General features: G+C 67.3%; 20 protein-coding genes. 14 read left to right on the forward strand and 6 right to left on the reverse strand.

The genetic code is table 11. The annotated features are described in order from the left end of the window. The first annotated feature begins 3 nt into the window (after nt 1-3). Nucleotides 4-930 carry an ABC transporter ATP-binding protein gene (locus tag MUU77_RS05290; RefSeq protein WP_245094249.1) on the forward strand — a complete coding sequence of 309 codons (927 nt, stop codon included), beginning with the start codon at nt 4-6 and terminating at the stop codon, nt 928-930. Next, nucleotides 927-2,012 carry an ABC transporter permease gene (locus MUU77_RS05295; RefSeq protein WP_245092377.1) on the forward strand — a complete coding sequence of 362 codons (1,086 nt, stop codon included), beginning with the start codon at nt 927-929 and terminating at the stop codon, nt 2,010-2,012. Before MUU77_RS05290 ends, MUU77_RS05295 begins: the two co-directional genes overlap by 4 nt. A 689-nt stretch (nt 2,013-2,701) precedes the next feature. Here MUU77_RS05295 and miaB read toward each other — a convergent pair. Beyond that, the gene (miaB, locus tag MUU77_RS05300; protein WP_245092379.1) at nt 2,702-4,138 is read right to left on the reverse strand and encodes a tRNA (N6-isopentenyl adenosine(37)-C2)-methylthiotransferase MiaB; all 1,437 of its coding nucleotides are present in this window, start codon (nt 4,136-4,138) and stop codon (nt 2,702-2,704) included. Nucleotides 4,139-4,354: 216 nt separating this feature from the next. On the opposite strand from miaB, the gene MUU77_RS05305 reads away from it, so the two are divergent. From MUU77_RS05305 to MUU77_RS05330, 6 genes are all read left to right on the forward strand, one after another. Continuing rightward, on the forward strand, nt 4,355-5,251 hold the full coding sequence (locus MUU77_RS05305) for a lytic transglycosylase domain-containing protein (RefSeq protein ID WP_245092381.1): 897 nt from the start codon (nt 4,355-4,357) through the stop codon (nt 5,249-5,251). 166 nt (nt 5,252-5,417) lie between these two features. Beyond that, nucleotides 5,418-6,026, forward strand: coding sequence for a ubiquinol-cytochrome c reductase iron-sulfur subunit (petA, locus tag MUU77_RS05310; protein ID WP_245092383.1), 609 nt, complete (start codon nt 5,418-5,420; stop codon nt 6,024-6,026). Nucleotides 6,027-6,029: 3 nt separating this feature from the next. Further along, on the forward strand, nt 6,030-7,289 hold the full coding sequence (locus MUU77_RS05315) for a cytochrome bc complex cytochrome b subunit (protein WP_245092385.1): 1,260 nt from the start codon (nt 6,030-6,032) through the stop codon (nt 7,287-7,289). Beyond that, entirely contained in the window at nt 7,282-8,028 is a 747-nt protein-coding gene (locus tag MUU77_RS05320; RefSeq protein WP_245092387.1) for a cytochrome c1, read from the forward strand. Before MUU77_RS05315 ends, MUU77_RS05320 begins: the two co-directional genes overlap by 8 nt. 179 nt (nt 8,029-8,207) lie before the next feature. Beyond that, nucleotides 8,208-8,843, forward strand: a complete 636-nt coding sequence (locus tag MUU77_RS05325; protein ID WP_185896786.1) for a glutathione S-transferase N-terminal domain-containing protein — start codon at nt 8,208-8,210, stop codon at nt 8,841-8,843. A 60-nt stretch (nt 8,844-8,903) separates the two neighbouring features. Then, the gene (locus tag MUU77_RS05330; RefSeq protein WP_245092389.1) at nt 8,904-9,356 is read left to right on the forward strand and encodes a ClpXP protease specificity-enhancing factor; all 453 of its coding nucleotides are present in this window, start codon (nt 8,904-8,906) and stop codon (nt 9,354-9,356) included. 39 nt (nt 9,357-9,395) lie between these two features. On the opposite strand, the gene MUU77_RS05335 is transcribed toward MUU77_RS05330, so the two are convergent. Genes MUU77_RS05335 through MUU77_RS05345 form a run of 3 tightly spaced genes read right to left on the reverse strand, consistent with a single transcriptional unit; the run spans nt 9,396 to nt 10,871 of the window. After that, the gene (locus MUU77_RS05335) at nt 9,396-9,731 is read right to left on the reverse strand and encodes a DUF3301 domain-containing protein (protein WP_245092391.1); all 336 of its coding nucleotides are present in this window, start codon (nt 9,729-9,731) and stop codon (nt 9,396-9,398) included. A gap of 7 nt (nt 9,732-9,738) precedes the next feature. Next, nucleotides 9,739-10,605 carry a carboxylating nicotinate-nucleotide diphosphorylase gene (gene nadC, locus MUU77_RS05340; protein WP_245092393.1) on the reverse strand — a complete coding sequence of 289 codons (867 nt, stop codon included), beginning with the start codon at nt 10,603-10,605 and terminating at the stop codon, nt 9,739-9,741. Then, on the reverse strand, nt 10,602-10,871 hold the full coding sequence (locus MUU77_RS05345) for a Trm112 family protein (RefSeq protein ID WP_245092395.1): 270 nt from the start codon (nt 10,869-10,871) through the stop codon (nt 10,602-10,604). The genes nadC and MUU77_RS05345 overlap by 4 nt, the downstream gene beginning before the upstream one ends. Nucleotides 10,872-10,938: 67 nt before the next feature. On the opposite strand from MUU77_RS05345, the gene purE reads away from it, so the two are divergent. Both purE and MUU77_RS05355 read left to right on the forward strand, forming a co-directional pair. Further along, a complete protein-coding gene (gene purE, locus MUU77_RS05350) occupies nt 10,939-11,448 on the forward strand; it encodes a 5-(carboxyamino)imidazole ribonucleotide mutase (RefSeq protein ID WP_245092397.1) in 510 nt (169 codons plus the stop codon). Next, complete coding sequence (locus MUU77_RS05355) at nt 11,445-12,587, forward strand: 5-(carboxyamino)imidazole ribonucleotide synthase (protein ID WP_245092399.1); 1,143 nt, start codon at nt 11,445-11,447, stop codon at nt 12,585-12,587. Before purE ends, MUU77_RS05355 begins: the two co-directional genes overlap by 4 nt. A gap of 72 nt (nt 12,588-12,659) precedes the next feature. On the opposite strand, the gene MUU77_RS05360 is transcribed toward MUU77_RS05355, so the two are convergent. Together MUU77_RS05360 and MUU77_RS05365 are read right to left on the reverse strand one after the other, a co-directional pair. Continuing rightward, complete coding sequence (locus MUU77_RS05360) at nt 12,660-13,085, reverse strand: hypothetical protein (protein WP_245092401.1); 426 nt, start codon at nt 13,083-13,085, stop codon at nt 12,660-12,662. A 168-nt stretch (nt 13,086-13,253) separates the two neighbouring features. Continuing rightward, on the reverse strand, nt 13,254-13,868 hold the full coding sequence (locus tag MUU77_RS05365) for a Fe-Mn family superoxide dismutase (protein WP_245092403.1): 615 nt from the start codon (nt 13,866-13,868) through the stop codon (nt 13,254-13,256). 121 nt (nt 13,869-13,989) lie between these two features. Here MUU77_RS05365 and grxD point away from each other — a divergent pair, with 121 nt between their 5' ends. The 4 genes from grxD (at nt 13,990) to MUU77_RS05385 (ending at nt 19,095) form a co-directional block, all read left to right on the forward strand. Next, entirely contained in the window at nt 13,990-14,310 is a 321-nt protein-coding gene (gene grxD, locus MUU77_RS05370) for a Grx4 family monothiol glutaredoxin (protein WP_162110569.1), read from the forward strand. A gap of 2 nt (nt 14,311-14,312) precedes the next feature. Then, on the forward strand, nt 14,313-15,053 hold the full coding sequence (locus tag MUU77_RS05375) for an SDR family NAD(P)-dependent oxidoreductase (protein WP_245094252.1): 741 nt from the start codon (nt 14,313-14,315) through the stop codon (nt 15,051-15,053). Next, nucleotides 15,050-15,652, forward strand: coding sequence for a YhgN family NAAT transporter (locus MUU77_RS05380; protein ID WP_162110567.1), 603 nt, complete (start codon nt 15,050-15,052; stop codon nt 15,650-15,652). The genes MUU77_RS05375 and MUU77_RS05380 overlap by 4 nt, the downstream gene beginning before the upstream one ends. A gap of 260 nt (nt 15,653-15,912) precedes the next feature. Next, complete coding sequence (locus MUU77_RS05385) at nt 15,913-19,095, forward strand: carboxypeptidase regulatory-like domain-containing protein (RefSeq protein ID WP_245092405.1); 3,183 nt, start codon at nt 15,913-15,915, stop codon at nt 19,093-19,095. Nucleotides 19,096-19,097 lie beyond the last annotated feature (2 nt).

The following is a 19,097-nucleotide window of genomic DNA, read 5'->3' on the forward strand; positions in this document are numbered from 1 at the left end:
GCAATCCGCGTGCGTGGCCTGACCAAGCGCTTCGGTGCGCTGGTGGCGGTGGACGATGTCGATCTGGATATTCCGCGACGCCATGTCTACGGCTTCCTCGGCCCGAACGGCTCCGGCAAGTCCACCACCATCCGCATGTTGTGCGGCTTGCTGACGCCGACGGCGGGCGAGATCGAAGTGCTGGGCCTGCGCATCCCCGAGCAGGCCGAGCCGCTGCGCACCCGTATCGGCTACATGACCCAGAAGTTCTCGCTGTTCGAGGACCTCACCGTGCGCGAGAACCTGGAATTCCTGGCGGCCGTGCAGGACATCCCGCGCGCACAGGCGCGGCGACGGATCGATGACCTGGTCGAGCAGTACCACTTCCAGGACCGGCAGAAGCAGCTGGCCGGCACGATGAGCGGCGGGCAGAAGCAGCGCCTCGCGCTCGCGGGCGCAGTGATCCACCAGCCGGAACTGCTGTTCCTCGACGAACCGACCAGTGCGGTGGATCCGGAGTCCCGCCGCGATTTCTGGGAGAAGCTGTTCGAGCTCGCCGATGCCGGCACCACGCTGCTGGTGTCCACGCACTACATGGACGAGGCCGAGCGCTGCCACCGCATCGCCATCCTCGACCGCGGCGTGCTGGTGGCGGACGGCACGCCGGACGCGCTGACCGGCGAACTGGCCGGGCGCACGCTGGTGGTGGAAGCCGCACAGCCGCGACAGGCGCAGAAGGCGCTGGTCGGCCTGCCGGGCGTGATCAGCGTGGCGCAGATCGGCAACCTGCTGCGCGTGTTGATGGCGGAGAACGGCCAGGCCGCGGACCGCATCGCGCAGGGCCTGCGCGCGGCAGGGATCGATGCGGACGTGTCCGCTGCGCCGGCCAACCTGGAGGACGTCTTCGTCTCCGCCACGCGCGGCCGGCCCGCGCGCGAGGAGGCCGCATGAACCTCCGGCGCCTGGCGGCGGTGATGGTGAAGGAGTTGCGGCAGATGCGGCGCGACCGCATCACCCTGGCGATGATCGTCGGCATCCCGGTGATGCAGCTGCTGCTGTTCGGCTATGCGATCAACACCAACCTGCGCGACCTGTCCGCCGGCATCGCCGACCAGGCGCGTACCGCCGCCTCGCGCGCGCTGTTGATGGATATCGTGGCCACCGGCGTGGTCGCACCCACGAAGGAAGCCGCGACGCCACAGGAACTGGTGCAGGCGATGCGCCGGGGCGAGATCAGCATCGGCGTGGTGATCCCGCCGGACTACGAGCGTCGCCGCGCGGAGGGCCGCGAGGCCGTGCAGATCTTCGTGGACGGCAGCGACAACGCGGTGCAGAGTGCCGCCGCACAGCTGGCGCAGATGCCGTTGGACGACAGCAGCAGTCCGCTGGCGACGCGCACCATCAGCGTGGTCGGCTTCTACAATCCGCAGCGGCGCTCGGCGGTGAACATCGTGCCCGGCCTGATCGGCGTGATCCTGACCATGACCATGGTGCTGTTCACCGGCGTGGCCATCGTGCGCGAACGCGAGCGCGGCAACATGGAACTGCTGATCGCCACGCCGGTGAGCAGTGCCGAGCTGATGATCGGCAAGGTGCTGCCTTACGTGGCCATCGGCCTGGTGCAGACCACGGTGGTGCTGGCGCTGGGCATGTGGCTGTTCGACGTGCCGCTGGGCGGCAGCCTGCTGCATGTCTACATCGCCGCCTGCCTGCTGATCGTGGCCAACCTGACGCTGGGCCTGCTGATCTCCACCCGCGCGCAGTCGCAGTTCCAGGCCATGCAGATGACGTTCTTCATCTTCCTGCCCTCCATCCTGCTGTCGGGCTTCATGTTCCCCTTCGCCGGCATGCCGAAGATCGTGCAGTGGATGGCCGAAGCGTTGCCGCTGACCCACTTCCTGCGCCTGATCCGCGGCGTGATGCTGCGGGGCGCCAGTCTCTGGGAACTGTGGGCGGATGTGCTGGCCCTGCTGGCCTTCACCACGGTGATGATGACGGCTGCGATCCTGCGCTTCCGCAAGCGCCTGGATTGATCCTGGAAAAGCCGCATCTGTAGGAGCGCCCCAGGGCGCGATGCCTTTGCTCGTCTCCGGAAACCGGCAAAGCCAACAGCATCGCGCCCAAGGGGCGCTCCTACAAAGGAACCTTGCCGACCGCGGGATCCGCCTGTTCGGCCACATCGCCCACGTCTGCAGCGCTTACCGTGGGCGGATGTGCTGGCCCTGCTGGCCTTCACCACGGTGATGATGACGGCGGCGATCCTGCGCTTCCGCAAGCGCCTGGATTGATCCTGGACAAGCTGCACCTGTAGGAGCGCCCCATGGGCGCGATGCCTTTGCTTGTCTCCGGAAACCGGCAAAGCCCACAGCATCGCGCCCATGGGGCGCTCCTACAAAGGAGCCTTGCCGATGGCGGGATCCGCCTGCTCGGCCACATCGCCCACGTCTGCAGCGCTTAGCGTGGACGGATGTGCTGGCCCTGCTGGTCTTCACTAGGGTGATGATGACGGCGGCGATCCTGCGCTTCCGCAAGCGCCTGGATTGATCCTGGAAAAGCTGCACCTGTAGGAGCGCCCCATGGGCGCGATGCCTTTGCTCGTCTCCGGAAACCGGCAAAGCCCACAGCATCGCGCCCATGGGGCGCTCCTACAGGAACCTTGCTGGCCGCGGGATCCGCCTGTGCGGCCACATCGCCCACGTCTGCCGTCGGTTGGAGGGCAGCGTCAGTCGGTGCCTGCGATGCGGCCACGCAGCGAGTTGGTCAGGGCCTCGGTGATCACCACGTCGACGAACTGGCCCAGCAGGCGCGGGTGGCCGGGGAAGTTCACCGAGCGCATGTTCTCGGTCTTGCCGGTCAGCTCGTTCGGGTTCTTTTTCGACGGGCCTTCCACCAGCACCGACTGCACCGTGCCCACCATGGCCTGGGATATGCCGGCGGCATGGGCATTGATGTGCTTCTGCAGGCGGTCCAGACGGGCGTGCTTGGTTGCGTCGGACACGTCGTCCGGCAGGTCGGCGGCGGGCGTGCCGGGGCGGCGCGAGTAGATGAAGGAGAAGCTCTGGTCGAAGCCCACGTCTTCGATCAGTTTCATGGTCTTCTCGAAATCGGCGTCGGTCTCGCCGGGGAAGCCGACGATGAAGTCCGAGCTGATGGAAATGTCCGGCCGCACCGCACGCAGCTTGCGGATCTTCTGCTTGAACTCCAGCGCGGTGTAGCCGCGCTTCATCGCGGAGAGGATGCGGTCGCTGCCCGCCTGCACCGGCAGGTGCAGGAAGTTGGCCAACTGCGGCACGTCGCGGTAGGCGTCCACCAACGAGTCGCTGAACTCCAGCGGGTGCGAGGTGGTGAAGCGGATGCGGCCGATGCCGTCGATCTCGGCGATGGTGCGGATCAGCAGGCCCAGGTCCGCGACTTCGCCGTCGCCATAAGGACCGCGATACGCATTGACGTTCTGGCCGAGCAGGTTGATCTCGCGCACCCCTTGGGCGGCCAGCTGCGCCACTTCCACCAGCACGTCCTCGAACGGCCGACTGACTTCGGTGCCACGGGTGTAGGGCACCACGCAGAACGAGCAGTACTTGGAGCAGCCTTCCATGATCGACACGAACGCCGACGGGCCTTCGGCGCGGGGTTCGGGCAGGCGGTCGAACTTCTCGATCTCGGGGAAGCTGATGTCGACCTGCGGCCTGTTCTGCTCGCGGCGGGCGCGGATCAGCTCCGGCAGGCGGTGCAGGGTCTGCGGCCCGAACACCAGGTCCACATAGGGGGCGCGCTTGACGATGGCTTCGCCCTCCTGCGAGGCCACGCAGCCGCCGACGCCGATGATGACGTCGCGGCCACCGGCCTTCAGCGCCTTCCACCGGCCCAGCTGGCTGAAGACCTTCTCCTGCGCCTTCTCGCGGATGGAGCAGGTGTTGACCAGCACCACGTCGGCTTCTTCGGGGTTGTCGGTCAGCTCCAGGCCATCGGAGGCGGCCAGCACGTCGGCCATCTTGGCCGAGTCGTACTCGTTCATCTGGCAACCGTGGGTCTTGATGAAGAGTTTTCCGCGCACGACGTCCGGGCTGCGCGGCCTGGCCAGCGGCAGGGGCACGAGGGTGGGGTCGGTCACGGCGGGGCCGGCCGTGGTCGGCAGGTCGGGGGCTTGCGTCCCGGTCATGGCGCTTAATCCAGTCGGGTGGGGGCGGGCAGGGCCGCGTAGTTTACGCGTTGGGACGGCCGGAACCCGCACCGGACGGCGTTGATAGCGGGTAACAGGCCATCCCGGCCCGCCGTGCCGCCGGCTGCTGGAACTCCGACCGGCCGCACAGATTGGAGGAAACCTTTGTTGGACAAGGACTTGGCAACCGCTGGCGAATTGGGGACACTGCGCGGCATGAGGGGGACTCTGACGCTTCTGGCCATGCTGGCCGCGTTGACCGCACTGCCGGCCAGCGCGGGCACGCTGTACAAGTGCACCGGCGACGACGGTGTGCCGAACTACGTCAGCAAGCGCGTCAGCGGCGCCAGCTGCGAGGTGATCAGCCGCTATACCCCGGACCGGAGCCGGCCGGCGCAGGTCGCCACCGTGTCGCGGCCCGCCACGCCGCCGCCCGCCGTGGGCGCGGCCGTCACGCCGGCGCTGTCGGATTCGGCCGCCGCCATGGTGCCCGCCGCGGCGCCCCAGGCCTCCGCCCCCGCCACCGGTCCCCGCCGCGTGGTCAGCGGGCAGGTCTATTCCTACATCAAGGACGGCGTGCGCCACTACACCAGCACGCGTCCGCGCGGCGGCACCCAGGTCGCCAGCCTGCGCACCATCAAGTACAGCTACATCGAAACCTGCTTCGCCTGCGGCAACCCGGGCGTGGACTTCGGCCGGCTGCGCCTGAACACCTCCGCCTACCAGGCCGAGATCGCCGCGGCCTCGCGCGAGTTCGGCGTGGAGGAGGCCATCCTGCGGGCCATCATGCACGCCGAGTCCTCCTACAACCCGATGGCGCTGTCGCATGCGGGCGCCCAGGGGCTGATGCAGCTGATGCCGGCCACGGCCCGCCGGTTCGGGGTGACCGACAGCTACAACGCCGGCCAGAACATCCGCGGCGGTGCGCAGTACCTGGCCTGGCTGTTGAAGCGCTTCAACGGCAACCTCACCCTGGCCGCCGCCGGCTACAACGCGGGCGAGGGGGCCGTGGACCGCCATGGCGGCGTTCCTCCCTACAAGGAAACCCAGCGCTACGTGCAGCGCGTGGCCGTGCTGGCCGACCGCTACCGCCAAGCCGTCGCCGCGCGCTGAGCCGCGACGGACGCGCCCGGATGCACGCAAGCCATTGATTCGGCGGCAGCCGTTGTCGGCCCATTAAGCCATCCGTTACACTTTGCCGTCTTTTGCGGCCCGTACCGGTCCATGGGTGCGGCCTTGGCAGCCTTTTTTGCTACCTGATTGTTTTGCGGAGTGCCGGATGGCCATCGATGGGGTCAATGGGCCTGTGAATACGGGCCGACGCCGGTTCCTGACTGCGACCACCGCCGTGGTGGGTGCAGTAGGTGCCGGTATTGCAGCTGTGCCTTTTATCAAGTCGTGGAATCCGAGCGCCCGGGCCAAGCTGGCCGGTGCCCCGGTGACTGCCGACATCAGCGGCCTGCAGGAAGGCCAGCGCCTGATCCTGGAATGGCGCGGCCAGCCGATCTGGATCGTGAAGCGTTCCAAGGCCGTGCTCGACGCGCTGCCCACGCTGGACGCGAACCTCCGCGACCCGCTGTCGGAGAACCTCGACCAGCAGCCGGCCTACATCAAGGGTGAGACGCGCTCGCTGAAGCCGGAGATCTCCGTGCTGGTCGGCCTGTGCACCCACCTGGGCTGCTCGCCCGAGATGGCCGCCGAGATCAAGCCCGAGCCCTACGACCCGAACTGGAAGGGCGGCTACTTCTGCCCCTGCCACAAGTCGCGCTTCGACATGGCCGGCCGCGTGTTCCAGGGCGTGCCCGCACCCACCAACCTGGTGGTGCCGCCGCATTACTACGAGAACGACACGACCATCGTCGTCGGTCTCGACCCGCAGGGGGCATAAGCCATGGCGAACATCTTCACCCGTACCGCCGATGGCGTGATGGACTGGTTCAACGCGCGCGCGCCGGGCTTCATGCCCGTGTACCGCAAGCACATGAGCGAGTACTACGCGCCCAAGAACTTCAACATCTGGTACATCTTCGGCGTGCTGTCGATCGTGGTGCTGGTCAACCAGATCCTGACCGGCATCTTCCTGACGATGCACTTCAAGCCGAGCGCGGCGGAAGCCTTCGCCTCGGTCGAGTACATCATGCGCGACGTGGAGTGGGGCTGGCTGATCCGCTACATGCACAGCACCGGCGCCTCGCTGTTCTTCATCGTGGTCTACATCCACATGTTCCGCGGCCTGATGTACGGCTCGTACCAGAAGCCGCGCGAGCTGGTGTGGATCCTGGGCATGCTGATCTACCTGGTGCTGATGGCCGAAGCCTTCCTGGGCTACGTGCTGCCGTGGGGCCAGATGTCGTTCTGGGGCGCCAAGGTCATCATCTCGCTGTTCGGCGCCATCCCGGTGATCGGCAACGGCCTGACCGAGTGGATCATGGGCGACTACCTGCCCAGCGACGCCACCCTGAACCGCTTCTTCGCCCTGCACGTCATCGCGCTGCCGCTGGTGTTGCTGCTGCTGGTGGTGCTGCACATCTTCGCGCTGCACGAAGTCGGTTCCAACAACCCCGACGGCGTGGAGATCAAGAAGGGCCCGAAGGGCAACCGCTGGTCGCCCACCGCGCCGGCCGACGGCGTGCCGTTCCACCCGTACTACACGGTGAAGGATGGCTTCTATGTCGGCGGCTTCCTGATCATCGCGGCCTTCATCGTGTTCTTCGCTCCCGCCATGGGCGGCTGGTTCCTGGAGCACGACAACTTCACCGAGGCCAACAAGCTGGTCACGCCGGCGCACATCAAGCCGGTGTGGTACTACACGCCCTACTACGCGATGCTGCGCGTGGTTCCGCACAAGCTGAGCGGCGTGCTGGTGATGTTCGGCGCCATCGCGATCCTGTTCCTGGTGCCGTGGCTGGACCGCGCGAAGGTGAAGTCCTACCGCTACCGTGGCCTGATGTCCAAGGTGCTGCTGGGCCTGTTCGCCATCAGCTTCGTCTGGCTGGGCAAGATCGGCGCCGGCCCGGGCACGGACCCGGTGGAAACCATCGTCGGCCGCTTCCTGACCGCATTCTACTTCCTGTTCTTCCTGACCATGCCGATCTGGACCAAGATCGACAAGACCAAGCCAGTGCCCGAGCGGGTGACGACGCATGACTAAGACTTTCGCCTCTCGCCTAGCTGTCTTCGCCAGCGGGTTGCTGATCTCGTTCTCCGCGTCCGCCGCCGGCGGCGGCGCCACGCTCCAGGCCGGCAACGACCTGAGCGACCGCGCCTCGCTGCAGCGCGGTGCGCAGCTGTACATGAACTACTGCGCGGGCTGCCATTCGCTGAAGTACATGCGCTACTCGCGCATGGCCGAGGACCTGGGCCTGACCGAAGACGAGGTGATGAAGAACCTCAACTTCACCGGCGCCAAGTTCGGCGAGCAGGTGCAGGTGTCCATGCCCGCCGCGGGCGGCGAGAAATGGTTCGGCAAGATGCCGCCGGACCTGAGCGTGATCTCGCGCGTGCGCGGCAGCGACTGGATCTACACCTACCTGAAGTCCTTCTACCTGGACGAATCGCGCCCGCTGGGCTGGAACAACCAGCTGTTCCCCAACGCCTCCATGCCCAACCCGCTGTGGGAGCTGCAGGGCCTGCAGCACGCCGAGTTCGGCCCGGTCGATCCGGCCACCGGCGAGCGCCATGTCGAGGGCCTGAAGGTGGCGCAGGCCGGCCGCCTGAGCGCGCAGGAGTTCGACCAGACCGCGCGCGACATCACCAACTTCCTGGAGTATGTCGGCGAGCCGGCGGCCCTGAAGCGCCAGAGCATCGGTGTGTGGGTGATCCTGTTCCTGGCGGCGCTGACGTTCCTGGCCTACCTGCTGAAGCAGGAGTACTGGAAGGACGTCCACTAGCGAGGTCGCGTCCGACGCCACGGTGCGGGCCGCATGCCCGCACCCACGGGGCAAAAGCCAGGCCGGGGTTGCTTGGCTTTTCCCGGCGGGGATTGCACACTCAGGGACCGTGGCGACCGTCGGCAAGGGGCTGGCGGCGTCGGTGCGATCGGCGGATTCCGGTCGTCGGAGAGCCGTGAATGGCTGCGAGCCCACGTATGCGCAATACACTGACGTTGTTTTCCTCCACCGATGACGTGCTGTGCCACCGCGTGCGGCTGGTGCTTGCCGCCAAGGGCGTCACCTACGACCTGGTCCCGGTGGATCCGCAGAATCCGCCCGAAGACCTCATCGACCTCAATCCCTACCATTCCGTGCCCACCCTGGTGGAGCGCGATCTGGTGCTGTACGCCGCGTCCGTGGTCAGCGAATACCTGGACGAGCGCTATCCGCATCCGCCGCTGATGCCGGTGGACCCGCTTTCGCGTGCCCGCCTGCGGCTGGCGATGCTGCGCATCGAACACGACTGGGTGCCGCAGGTGCAAGCCATCCAGCTGGGCAACAAGCAGCAGGCCGAGGCCGGCCGCAAGCGGCTGAAGGAGCTGCTGACCGCATCGGTGCCGCTGTTCAAGGCCAGCAAGTTCTTCCTCAATCCCGAAATGAGCCTGGCCGACTGCGCGATGGCCCCGATCATCTGGCGCCTGCCGTCGCTGGACGTGCCGCTGCCGAAGGACGGCAAGGCCATCGACGACTACGGCAACCGCATCTTCCGTCACCCCGGATTCCTGCGCAGCCTGACCGACGCGGAAAGGAAGCTGCGCGAGATCCCGGCCTGACCGGCGAACGCGCCAGGCTGGCCGCACGCCGCCGCGCCGCGATGGCCGCCGAGAAATGAAATGACCGACGCCTCCTCCCGCATGACCAGCCACCGCCCGTACCTGCTGCGGGCGTTGAACGAATGGATCGCCGACAACGGCATGACGCCGCACCTGCTGGTGGACGCCACCCAGGCCGGCGTGCAGGTGCCTGCCAGTGCGGTGAAGGAAGGCAAGGTGGTGCTGAACATCGCCGAGCGCGCGGTCGTGCGGCTGACGATCGACAACGAGGCGGTCAGTTTCACCGCGCGCTTCGGCGGCGTGAGCCAACCGGTCTACGTGCCCATCAGCGCCGTGCTGGCGATCTACTCGCGCGAGACGGGGCAGGGCATGGCGTTGCCCGAAGACGTGACGCACGATGCCGACACGGACGCAGCGGGCGGCGATGACGCGCCCATGACGGATACCCCGCCCGACGACGACACCCCGCCGCCCGGCGGCAAACGCCCGCCCTTCCTGCGCGTGGTCAAGTAGGCCGGACCGCCGCCGCCTGCCGAAGGCGCCGCGCGATGCTCAGTGCGGGTCCAGGGGCGTTACCGACGGCGCCACCGGGCCCACGAACGACACCAGCCTTCCCTGGCGCAGGACCAGCCGGCCGACATGGCGGTCGGTGCCGTCGTGCGAGTACTCGAAACGGAAACTGCGCTCGAATCCCAGCCAGCCGTCCTCGCCACGGCGCAGGCGCAGGCCGTTGGCGTGCACGCTCTGGTCCAGCCAGATCACCCCCGCCGCCTTGCAGGCATTGCGGCCCAACTCGCCGGCGCGTTCCGCCGCTGCGCGCGCCGCATTCCAGTAGGCGAAACCGGCGCCGGCCGCCAGCAGCCACAGCAGGGCGCTCAACGGCGACATGCAGGACTCATGGCGCCGGGCCCAGCTTCATCGACAGGTCGATCGCGCGGACGTGCTTGGTCAGACCGCCGATGGACACGAAGTCCACGCCGTCGGCGGCGATGCCGCGCAGCGTGGTCATGTCCACGCTGCCCGACACTTCCAGCGGGATGCGCCCGTTGAACGGCGGCGCCTTGGCACGACGGACCGCCTCACGACGGGATGCGGCATCGAAGTCGTCGATCAGGATGCGTTCGCAGCCTTCGGCCAGCGCTTCGTCCAGCTGCGCCAGCGTCTCCACTTCCACGATCAGCGGCAGCGCGGGCTGCGCGGCGCGGGCGGCGCGGATCGCGGCCGTGAGGGAACCGGCGGCACGCACGTGGTTCTCCTTCAGCATCACCGCGTCGTACAGGCCGATGCGGTGGTTCTGTCCGCCGCCGCAGCGGACGGCGTACTTCTGCGCCAGGCGCAGGCCGGGCAGGGTCTTGCGGGTGTCCAGGACCGTGCAGCCGGTGCCCTGCACGGCCTCCACGTAGGCAGCCGTGGTGGTGGCGGTGCCCGACAGCGTCTGCAGGAAGTTCAGCGCAGTGCGTTCGGCGGTGACCAGTGCGCGCGTGCGGCCGGACAAGGTGGCCAGCACGGTGCGGGCGGGTACCCGGTCGCCGTCCTGCACGCGCCAGTCGATGCGCACCTGCGGATCGAGCGCGCGGTGGCAGGCGTCGAACCACGGACGGCCTGCGATGACGGCGTCTTCCTTGCAGAGCAGGTAGGCGATGTCGGCGGTGTCGGGCAGCAGCGCGGCGGTGACATCCCCGCTGCCGACATCCTCGGCCAGCGCACGCGCGACATCGGAGGCCACGAGGTCCGCCGGGGGTGGCGTCGGAGGCAGGCTCATCGGGCGGGGAAGTCGTCCGCCTGCGCGGTGGCGATGGCTTCCTCGGCGAGCAGGACGGGAATGCCGTCCTCGACGCGATAGACGGTCTTGCGGTCGTGCGTCACCAGGGCTTCGCGCAGCGCCTCGGACTGCGGCGAGTCATCGGCGCGCCTGACCCGGCCCGCGGCGATGGCGCGATTCAGCGCTTCCAGGCCGCGCGCTTCCAGCACGGCCAGCGGCTGGCGGGTGGACGGGCAGCACAGGAGGTCCAGCAGTTTGCGGTCCATGGAGGTGGGGACTCGATCGGTGGTTCAGTCAGGAGGGTAGAATACGTCTTTGCGACCGAGGACGGCCATGACCGCCAGCGTATCCAGCCCCGTGGTGGGCATCGTGATGGGTTCCCGCTCCGACTGGGACACCATGCAGCACGCCGCGCAGAAACTGGACGCGCTGGGCGTGCCGTACGAGGTGAAGGTGGTCTCGGCGCACCGCACGCCCGACGTGCTGTTCTCGTACGCGGAGGCCGCCGCCCCGCGCGGCCTGCGCGCGATCATCGCCGGCGCTGGCGGCGCGGCGCACCTGCCGGGCATGCTGGCGGCCAAGACCGCGGTGCCCGTGCTGGGCGTGCCGGTGCAGTCGAAGGCGCTCAGCGGCATGGATTCGCTGCTGTCCATTGTGCAGATGCCCGCCGGCATTCCGGTGGCCACGTTCGCCATCGGCAACGCGGGTGCCGCCAACGCAGGCCTGTTCGCCGCGGCGATGCTCGCGCCGGAACATCCGGCCATCGGTGCGGCGCTGACCGCGTTCCGCACGCGCCAGACCGATGAGGTGATGGCGCACGACGATCCGCGCCAGCCACTATGACGACTGTCGGCATCCTGGGCGGGGGACAGCTGGCGCGCATGATGGCGCTGGCCGGCGCACCCCTGGGCCTGCGCTTCCTGGTGATGGACACGGCGGCGGACGCCTGCGCGGGCCAGTTCGCGCCGCTGCTGGTCGGCGACTACCGCGACGAGTCGGCCCTGGCCGAGTTCGCCTCGAAGGTCGACGTGGCCACCTTCGATTTCGAGAACGTGCCGGCCGAAAGCGCGGAGTGGCTGGCGCAGCGTGTGCCCGTGTTCCCGAATCCGCGCGCGCTCGCGGTCGCGCAGGACCGGCTGGTCGAGAAGACCCTGTTCCGGGAGCTGGGCATTCCGGTGGGTGAGTTCGCCGATGTCGCCTCGCATGCGCAACTGCGCGAAGAGGTGCAGCGTCTCGGGGGTGCCTGCATCCTGAAGACGCGCCGGCTGGGTTACGACGGCAAGGGCCAGTTCCGGCTCCGCTCGGTGGACGACGTAGGCGCGGCGTGGGAAGCGCTGGGCGCACAGGCGGCGACGGTCGGCCTGATCGTGGAGGCGTTCATCCCGTTCGAGCGCGAGTTGTCGGTGGTGGCGGTGCGGGGGCGCGACGGCGAATTCCGCACATGGCCTCTGACCGAGAACTGGCACGTGGACGGCGTGCTGTCGGCCAGCCTGGCGCCGGCGCACATCGATGATGTCCAGGCGCACGCGGCGCGCGAACATGCGCGCAGGCTGGCCGAGGCGCTGGATTACGTGGGCGTGTTCGCGCTGGAACTTTTCCATCGCGATGGCCACTGGCTGGCCAACGAGATGGCCCCGCGGGTGCACAACTCGGGGCACTGGACGATCGAAGGTGCGGAGACCTCGCAGTTCCAGAACCACCTGCGCGCCGTGCTCGGCCTGCCGCTGGGCGATACGCGCGCGCTGGGGCATGCGTGCATGTTGAACTGGATCGGCGAGATGCCCGCCGCTGCGCCCGTGCTGCAGGAAGCGGGCGGTCATTGGCACGACTACGGCAAGGAGCCTCGCGCAGGGCGCAAGGTGGGTCATGCCACGTTGCGGGCCGACCATGCCGCAGCGCTCGCGCATGCGCTTGCACGCGTGGGTGTCGCCCTGGGGCGGCAGGCGCAGGTCGCGCCGGTCGTCGCCCGCCTCACCGCCTGACGTCGGCGCCCACATCCGGGAGCGAGGAACGGCCGGTTCACCTGGCCGTTCCGCACGGCGCGGTGCCGTGCCTCAGCGGCAACGCCCGAACCTGTCCGGCGAAGCGCCCGCCCCGCCCCTGGGGCCGGGCGGATTCTCCCAGTTGGTGCCCCGGCCGCCGCGCGGCCCCGGCGGATTGTTGTCCAGGTCCACCCAGCAACGCTTGGCCTGGTCCCACAAGCCGTAGCGGGGATGCCAGTAGCCGTACTGGGGATTGAAGTAGTACCCGTGCTTCACCACGACGAACTCGTAGCGCTTGCCGCCATGCCGGTACCAGCGGCGATCCGGCGACGTGCCGGGGCCACCCTTCCAGCCGGGCGGATTCTCCCAGTTGGTGCCGCGGCCGCCGGCCGGGCCGGGCGGGTTGTCGTCGCGGTCGCGTGGCGCGGCATCGGCGTTCGCCGACATCGCCAGCAGGACGGTGAGCAGGGATCCAGCCAATCCATAACGCAGTGCCATGGTGTTCTCCTCGGTGTGGGACCACGGCTCCGGGAACGCCTGCGCACTGGCGGCTGTTGACGCGCGGCCGCGCCGCATTCATCGGCCAGCCAGCGTCGCGCAAAGAAAACGGCCGGGTTTCCCCGGCCGCTTCCAAGTGCGGTGTCAACGTGCGGTGTCGACGCACGGTCAGCGCATGTTGCCGGCCACGAAATCCCAGTTGACCAGGGCCCAGAAGGACTCCACGTACTTCGGGCGCGCGTTGCGATAGTCGATGTAGTAGGCATGCTCCCACACGTCGATCGTCAGCAGCGGCTTGTCTTCGCCGGTCAGCGGGGTGGCGGCGTTGGAGGTGCTGACCAGCGCCAGCGAGCCGTCCGGGCGCTGCACCAGCCAGCCCCAGCCGGAACCGAAGGTGCCGATGGCGGTCTTGGTGAACTCTTCCTTGAACTTGGCGAAATCGCCGAAGGTCTTGTTGATCAGCTCGGCCAGCTTGCCGGTCGGCTCGCCGCCGCCGTTGGGCTTGAGGCAGTTCCAGTAGAAGGTGTGGTTCCAGACCTGCGCGGCGTTGTTGAACATGCCGCCCTGCGACTTGCGCACGATCTCCTCGAGCGGAGCCTCGGCGAACTCGGTGCCTTCGATCAGCTTGTTGAGGTTGTCCACATAGGTCTTGTGGTGCTTGCCGTAGTGGAAGTCGATCGTCTCGCCGGAGATGTGCGGCTCCAGGGCGGTGCGGTCGTAGGGCAGGGGGGCAGTTCGATGGCCATGGCTCGGTTTCCTTGTGCTAGGCGGGTCAAGGGGCATGCCGGGCATCGTCGGAGCGATGCCTGGGCTTACAATGGGCAATCCGCCGGCGAGGCCTGCGGAGCGGACCGAAAGTGTACCCGACGGCGGTTGGCAAACCGTCAAGGAAGGAGAAATCAGCATGCCGGTGATGGAACGCATCCAGGCCGAAGTGGATGGCCACCCGATCGTCCTTTTCATGAAGGGCACGCCGCAGTTCCCGATGTGCGGCTTTTCCAGCCGCGCGGTGCAGGCGCTGCGCGATGCGGGCGCCGAGCACCTGTATACGATCAATGTGCTGGAAGAGCCGGAGATCCGCGCCAACCTGCCGCGCTACTCCAACTGGCCCACGTTCCCGCAACTGTTCATCAACGGCGAACTGATCGGCGGCTGCGACATCACCCTCGAACTGCACGAGTCCGGTGAACTGCAGCGCATCGTCGCCGAGGCCCTTTCGCCGTGAGTCTGGTCGGCCTGCCTACCCGCGCGCCGCGCGCGCTGGATGGGCGCGTGATCCTGGTCAGCGGCGCGCATGGGGGATTGGGCAGCGCGGCGGCCGTCGCCTGCGCTCGCGCCGGTGCCACCGTGGTGCTGCTGGGCCGCAAGCTGCCGAAGTTGAATCGCGTGTACGACGCGGTGGCGCAGGCCGGTGCGGAGCCCTTGCTGTATCCGCTGGACCTGGAAGGCGCCACGCCCGACGATTACGCGGAACTGGCCGATCGCCTGCGCGCGGAACTGGGGCGTCTGGACGGCGTGCTCCATTGTGCCGTGGAGTTCAAGGGGCTGACGCCGCTGGAGCACACCGACCCGGCCGCGTTCGCGCGCGCCATGCATGTCAACCTGACGGCGCCCTGGTGGCTGTCGCAGGCGTGCCTGCCGCTGCTGCGGCAGTCGCAGGACGCGGCGCTGGTGTTCGCACTGGACGATCTGGAACGGGTCGGCCAGCCCTACTGGGGCGCCTACGGCATCGCCCAGCATGGCCTGGCCGCGATGGTGGGCATGTTGCATGCGGAACTGGCCTCGTCGTCCGTCCGTGTTTCCGCGCTGCAGCCGGGTCCGATGCGTACCGGCCTGAGGTCGCGGGCCTATGCGGACGACAACGACCTGCAGGCCCGCGAGGCGGGCGATTACGCCGACGCCTGTGTCACCCTGCTGTCATCCGCGGGCGCCACCCATCGCGGTCAGGTCTGGAAAGTGCGCGCATGACCATCCTCTCGGCGGCGATGCTGCTGTTCCTGATCCTGGATCCGCTGGGCAACATCCCGGTGTTCCTCAGCGTGCTCAAGCCGCTGCCGACGCGGCGTCAGCGCATCGTGGTGGTCCGGGAACTGCTGATCGCGCTCGCCGTGCTGATGCTGTTCCTGTGGTGCGGCAAGTACGCCCTGGACCTGATGCACCTGCGCCAGGAGTCGGTGGCCATCGCCGGCGGCATCGTGCTGTTCCTGATCGGCGTGCGGATGATCTTTCCGCGGCCCGAAGGCCTGATGGGCGAGACGCCCGGCGGCGAGCCCTTCATCGTGCCGCTGGCCATTCCCCTGGTGGCCGGCCCGTCGGGCATGGCGGCCGTGATGCTGATGGGCAGCTCCGAGCCTGACCGGCTGGGCGACTGGAGCCTGGCCCTGCTGATCGCCTGGGCCGCCACCGCGGCCATCCTCATCTCGGCCACCGTGCTCTACAAATGGCTGGGCCGCAGCGTACTGACCGCGATCGAGCGGCTAATGGGCATGCTTCTGGTCGCCATCTCCGTCCAGATGGTGCTGGATGGCGTGGGGACCTACCTCAAGCTGACACCGCCCAACATCTGACCGGGCAGCCCGGGCCGCAGGCGCCGACCGGGCCTGCAAAGCGGCTGCAGAGGGGCGCCCGACTGTCATGTTGCGCCGCGGAATTTTGTCATGCCGCGGTCACAAAATGGTCCTATCGTGTTAACCTGTTATTAACCTCCGCGGACGCCGCGTGGGCCATGGGAACCCCTAGCACGCCCTCCAGAACCGACCCCACCGGGTGGTTCCGCACGTCCTGTCAGCCAGCTTCGCCACATCACTCCCGTACCGAGGTTTATCCGATGAACCAATCCCGTCGTCTTCGCCTGTCCAAGCTCAGCCTTGGCCTCGTCGTCGCACTCGCCGCCGCGCCTGCCTTTGCGCAGAGCACCTCGGCCGGTGTGGGCGGCCTGGTCACCGACAACGGCGGCCAGCCCGTCGCCGGCGCCGAGGTGACCATCACCCACGTCGAATCCGGTACGGTCAGCCGCGCCACCACCGACGCCAGCGGTCGCTACACCGCGCGCGGCCTGCGTGTGGGTGGTCCCTACGAGATCCTCATCACCAAGGCCGGCACGGGCACGAAGACGGAAGACAACGTATTCCTGCAGCTCAACCAGGTCAGCACGGTCAACGCGGCGCTGGGCGCTGACGACGCCACGACGCTGGCGTCGGTCGCCGTCGTCGGCACGCGCGGCCTGGAAGTCTTCACCTCGGACAACAAGGGCGTCGGCACGTCGGTCAGCGGCCGCCAGCTCGAACTGACCCCCCAGGGCAGCCGTGCCGTCGACGACGTGGCCCGGCTCGATCCGCGCATTCAAGTGACCGATCAGGCCAGCGGTGCGATTTCGGTCGCGGGCGTCAACAACAGGTTCAACACCATTTCCGTCGACGGCATGTCGCAGGGCGACCCCTTCGGCCTGAATGCCAACGGCATGCCCTATGTGGGCTCCCCGATCTCGGTCGACACGATCGCGGCCTACGACCTGAAGGTCTCGGACTACGACGTGGCTTCGGATACCGTCGGCGCCACGGTCAATGCGGTGACCAAGTCGGGCACCAACGAGTTCCACGGTTCGGTGTACTACGCGTACAAGGACGCCGGCAGCATGGTGGGTTCGCGCGACGGCGAGGACTACAACCTGTTCGACACCGACATCACCAAGGGCGTGACCTTCGGCGGCCCGATCCTGAAGGACAGGCTGTTCTTCTTCGGTTCCTATGAAGAACAGACGATCAAGAATTTCGGCGGCACGTCCAGCTCCGACGGCCTGGCGAACGGCTATGTCTCGTCGGCCGACGTCGAACAGGCCATCGCGATCGCCAACCAGCTGGGGTTGCAGCCGGGTGTCTATGGCGCCACGGGCGTCAACCTGGACAACAAGCGCTACCTGGCCAAGCTGGACTGGAACATCAGCGACTACCATCGCGCCAGCCTGACCTATCAGCAGACCGAGGAGTTCCGCCCGTCACCGTACGACCAGCGTGCGGAGAACGTGGTGCTGAGCAGCCACTGGTACAACATCGACAACATCACCAAGAACACGTCGCTGCAACTGTTCAGCGACTGGACCGAGAACTTCTCCACGGAATTCAAGGTCAGCCATCAGAAGTTCGACCAGGTGAACGGCAATCCGGTCAACCAGCCGGAAGTCGAGATCGAGACCGCCGACGGTGGTTCCATCTTCATCGGCGAGGACAACAACCGCCACGAGAACCAGATCAACACGAAGCGTCTGGCGGCGACCCTGTCCGGCACTTACTACGCCGGCGATCACGTCATCAAGGGCGGCCTGGACTACCTGCGCAACGACGTGTTCAACCTGTATGGCCGCGACCTGCACGGCTCGTATGTGTTCGCGAGCCTCGAAGACTTCGCGGACGGCAACTACGACTCCTACGCGCTGCGCACGCCGGCTCCGGGTTTCGACATCAACGATACCGCGGCCGCGCTGGTCTACACGCAGGTCAGTCCCTTCATCCAGGACACGTGGCAGGTCAACAACAACCTGTCGCTGACCTACGGCGTCCGCGTCAATATCCCGAAGGCGGACAAGGCGCCGGTTGCCGCTCCGGGCTTCGAAGAAGCCTTCGGCTTCCGCAACGACTACAAGCTCGGTTCGGACAACAAGGTGGTGTTGCCGCGCGTGTCGTTCAATTACACGTTCGACAGCGAGCGCTATTCGCAGTTGCGTGGCGGTATCGGCTCCTTCCAGAGCGTCCCGCCGTTCGTCTGGCTCGCCAATCCCTACCAGAACAACGGTGGCGTGACTGCGCTGTCCTATTTCGAGACCGATCCTGAGAACGCGCCGTTCAGCCCGGATCCCTACAACCAGAACATCCCGGAGGATGGCTCGCCCGCGAACCAGATCGACGTGATCGACCCCGACTTCAAGCTGCCGACCGTATGGAAGGCCAGCCTGGGTTACGACGCCGAGCTGCCCTGGTACGGCCTGATCGGTACGGTCGAAGTGCAGCACATCCGCGATCGCGATGGCGCGTTCTACCGCGCGCTCAATATCGGCGAAGTGCAGGGGACGCTGGCCGACGGCCGTGAGAGCTACTGGTGCAACCTCAACGGCTCCACGTCGAGCAGCAACAAGAACTGCGGCCTCAACCCGGCCTTCAGCTACAACTCCACGGTACTGAGCAACACCGACAAGGGGTCGTCGACCGCGGTGACGTTCTCGCTGAACAAGCCGCTTGCCAATGGCTGGTACGGCAACCTCAGCTACACGTACACCAAGGCCAAGGAAGTCGGCTCCAATGCCAGCTCGCAGGCATGGTCCAGCTACCAGTTCGTGTCCCGCCTGAATCCGAACGAGGAGATCGCCGGCACCGCCAGCCGCGAGATCCGCAATTCGATCAAGGCTTCGCTGGGGTGGGAGCATGCGTTCTTCGGCGACTACAAGACCAGCATCACCGCGTTCTACAACGGGCGTGATGGCCTGCCGTACACGTGGATCATGAATGGCGACGTCAATGGCGACCGCATCTTCCAGGATCCGGCGTACATCCCGCTGATCAACGACCCCATGGTGAGCTACGGTTCGGCGACCGCCGAGCAGATCGCCGCTTTCCACGCCTTCATCGACAGCGACCCCTACCTGGCGTCGCACCGCGGCCAGATCGCGGGTCGCAACGAGGCGCGCCTGCCGTGGATCAACCAGCTTGACGTCAGTCTCCAGCAGGAGCTGCCGGGCTTCTTCAAGGAGCACAAGTCGATCATCCGTCTGGATATCTACAACTTCCTCAACATGCTCAACAAGGATTGGGGCGTGACCGAGGAGATCGGCGGCTTCGATACCCGCTACTTCGCGAACCTGGGCCGGGTGAATGCCGACGGCACCTATGTCTACAACATCGTCAATTCTTCGGGCAGCCCGACCTACCAGAGCCTGCGCCCGTACGACGCGAACTCGTCCTATCCGTCCCGCGTGGTCTCGCGCTGGTCGGTGCTGATGACCCTGCGTTACGAGTTCTGATT

It is taken from the genome of Pseudoxanthomonas sp. F37 (assembly GCF_022965755.1).
Lineage (GTDB): Bacteria > Pseudomonadota > Gammaproteobacteria > Xanthomonadales > Xanthomonadaceae > Pseudoxanthomonas_A.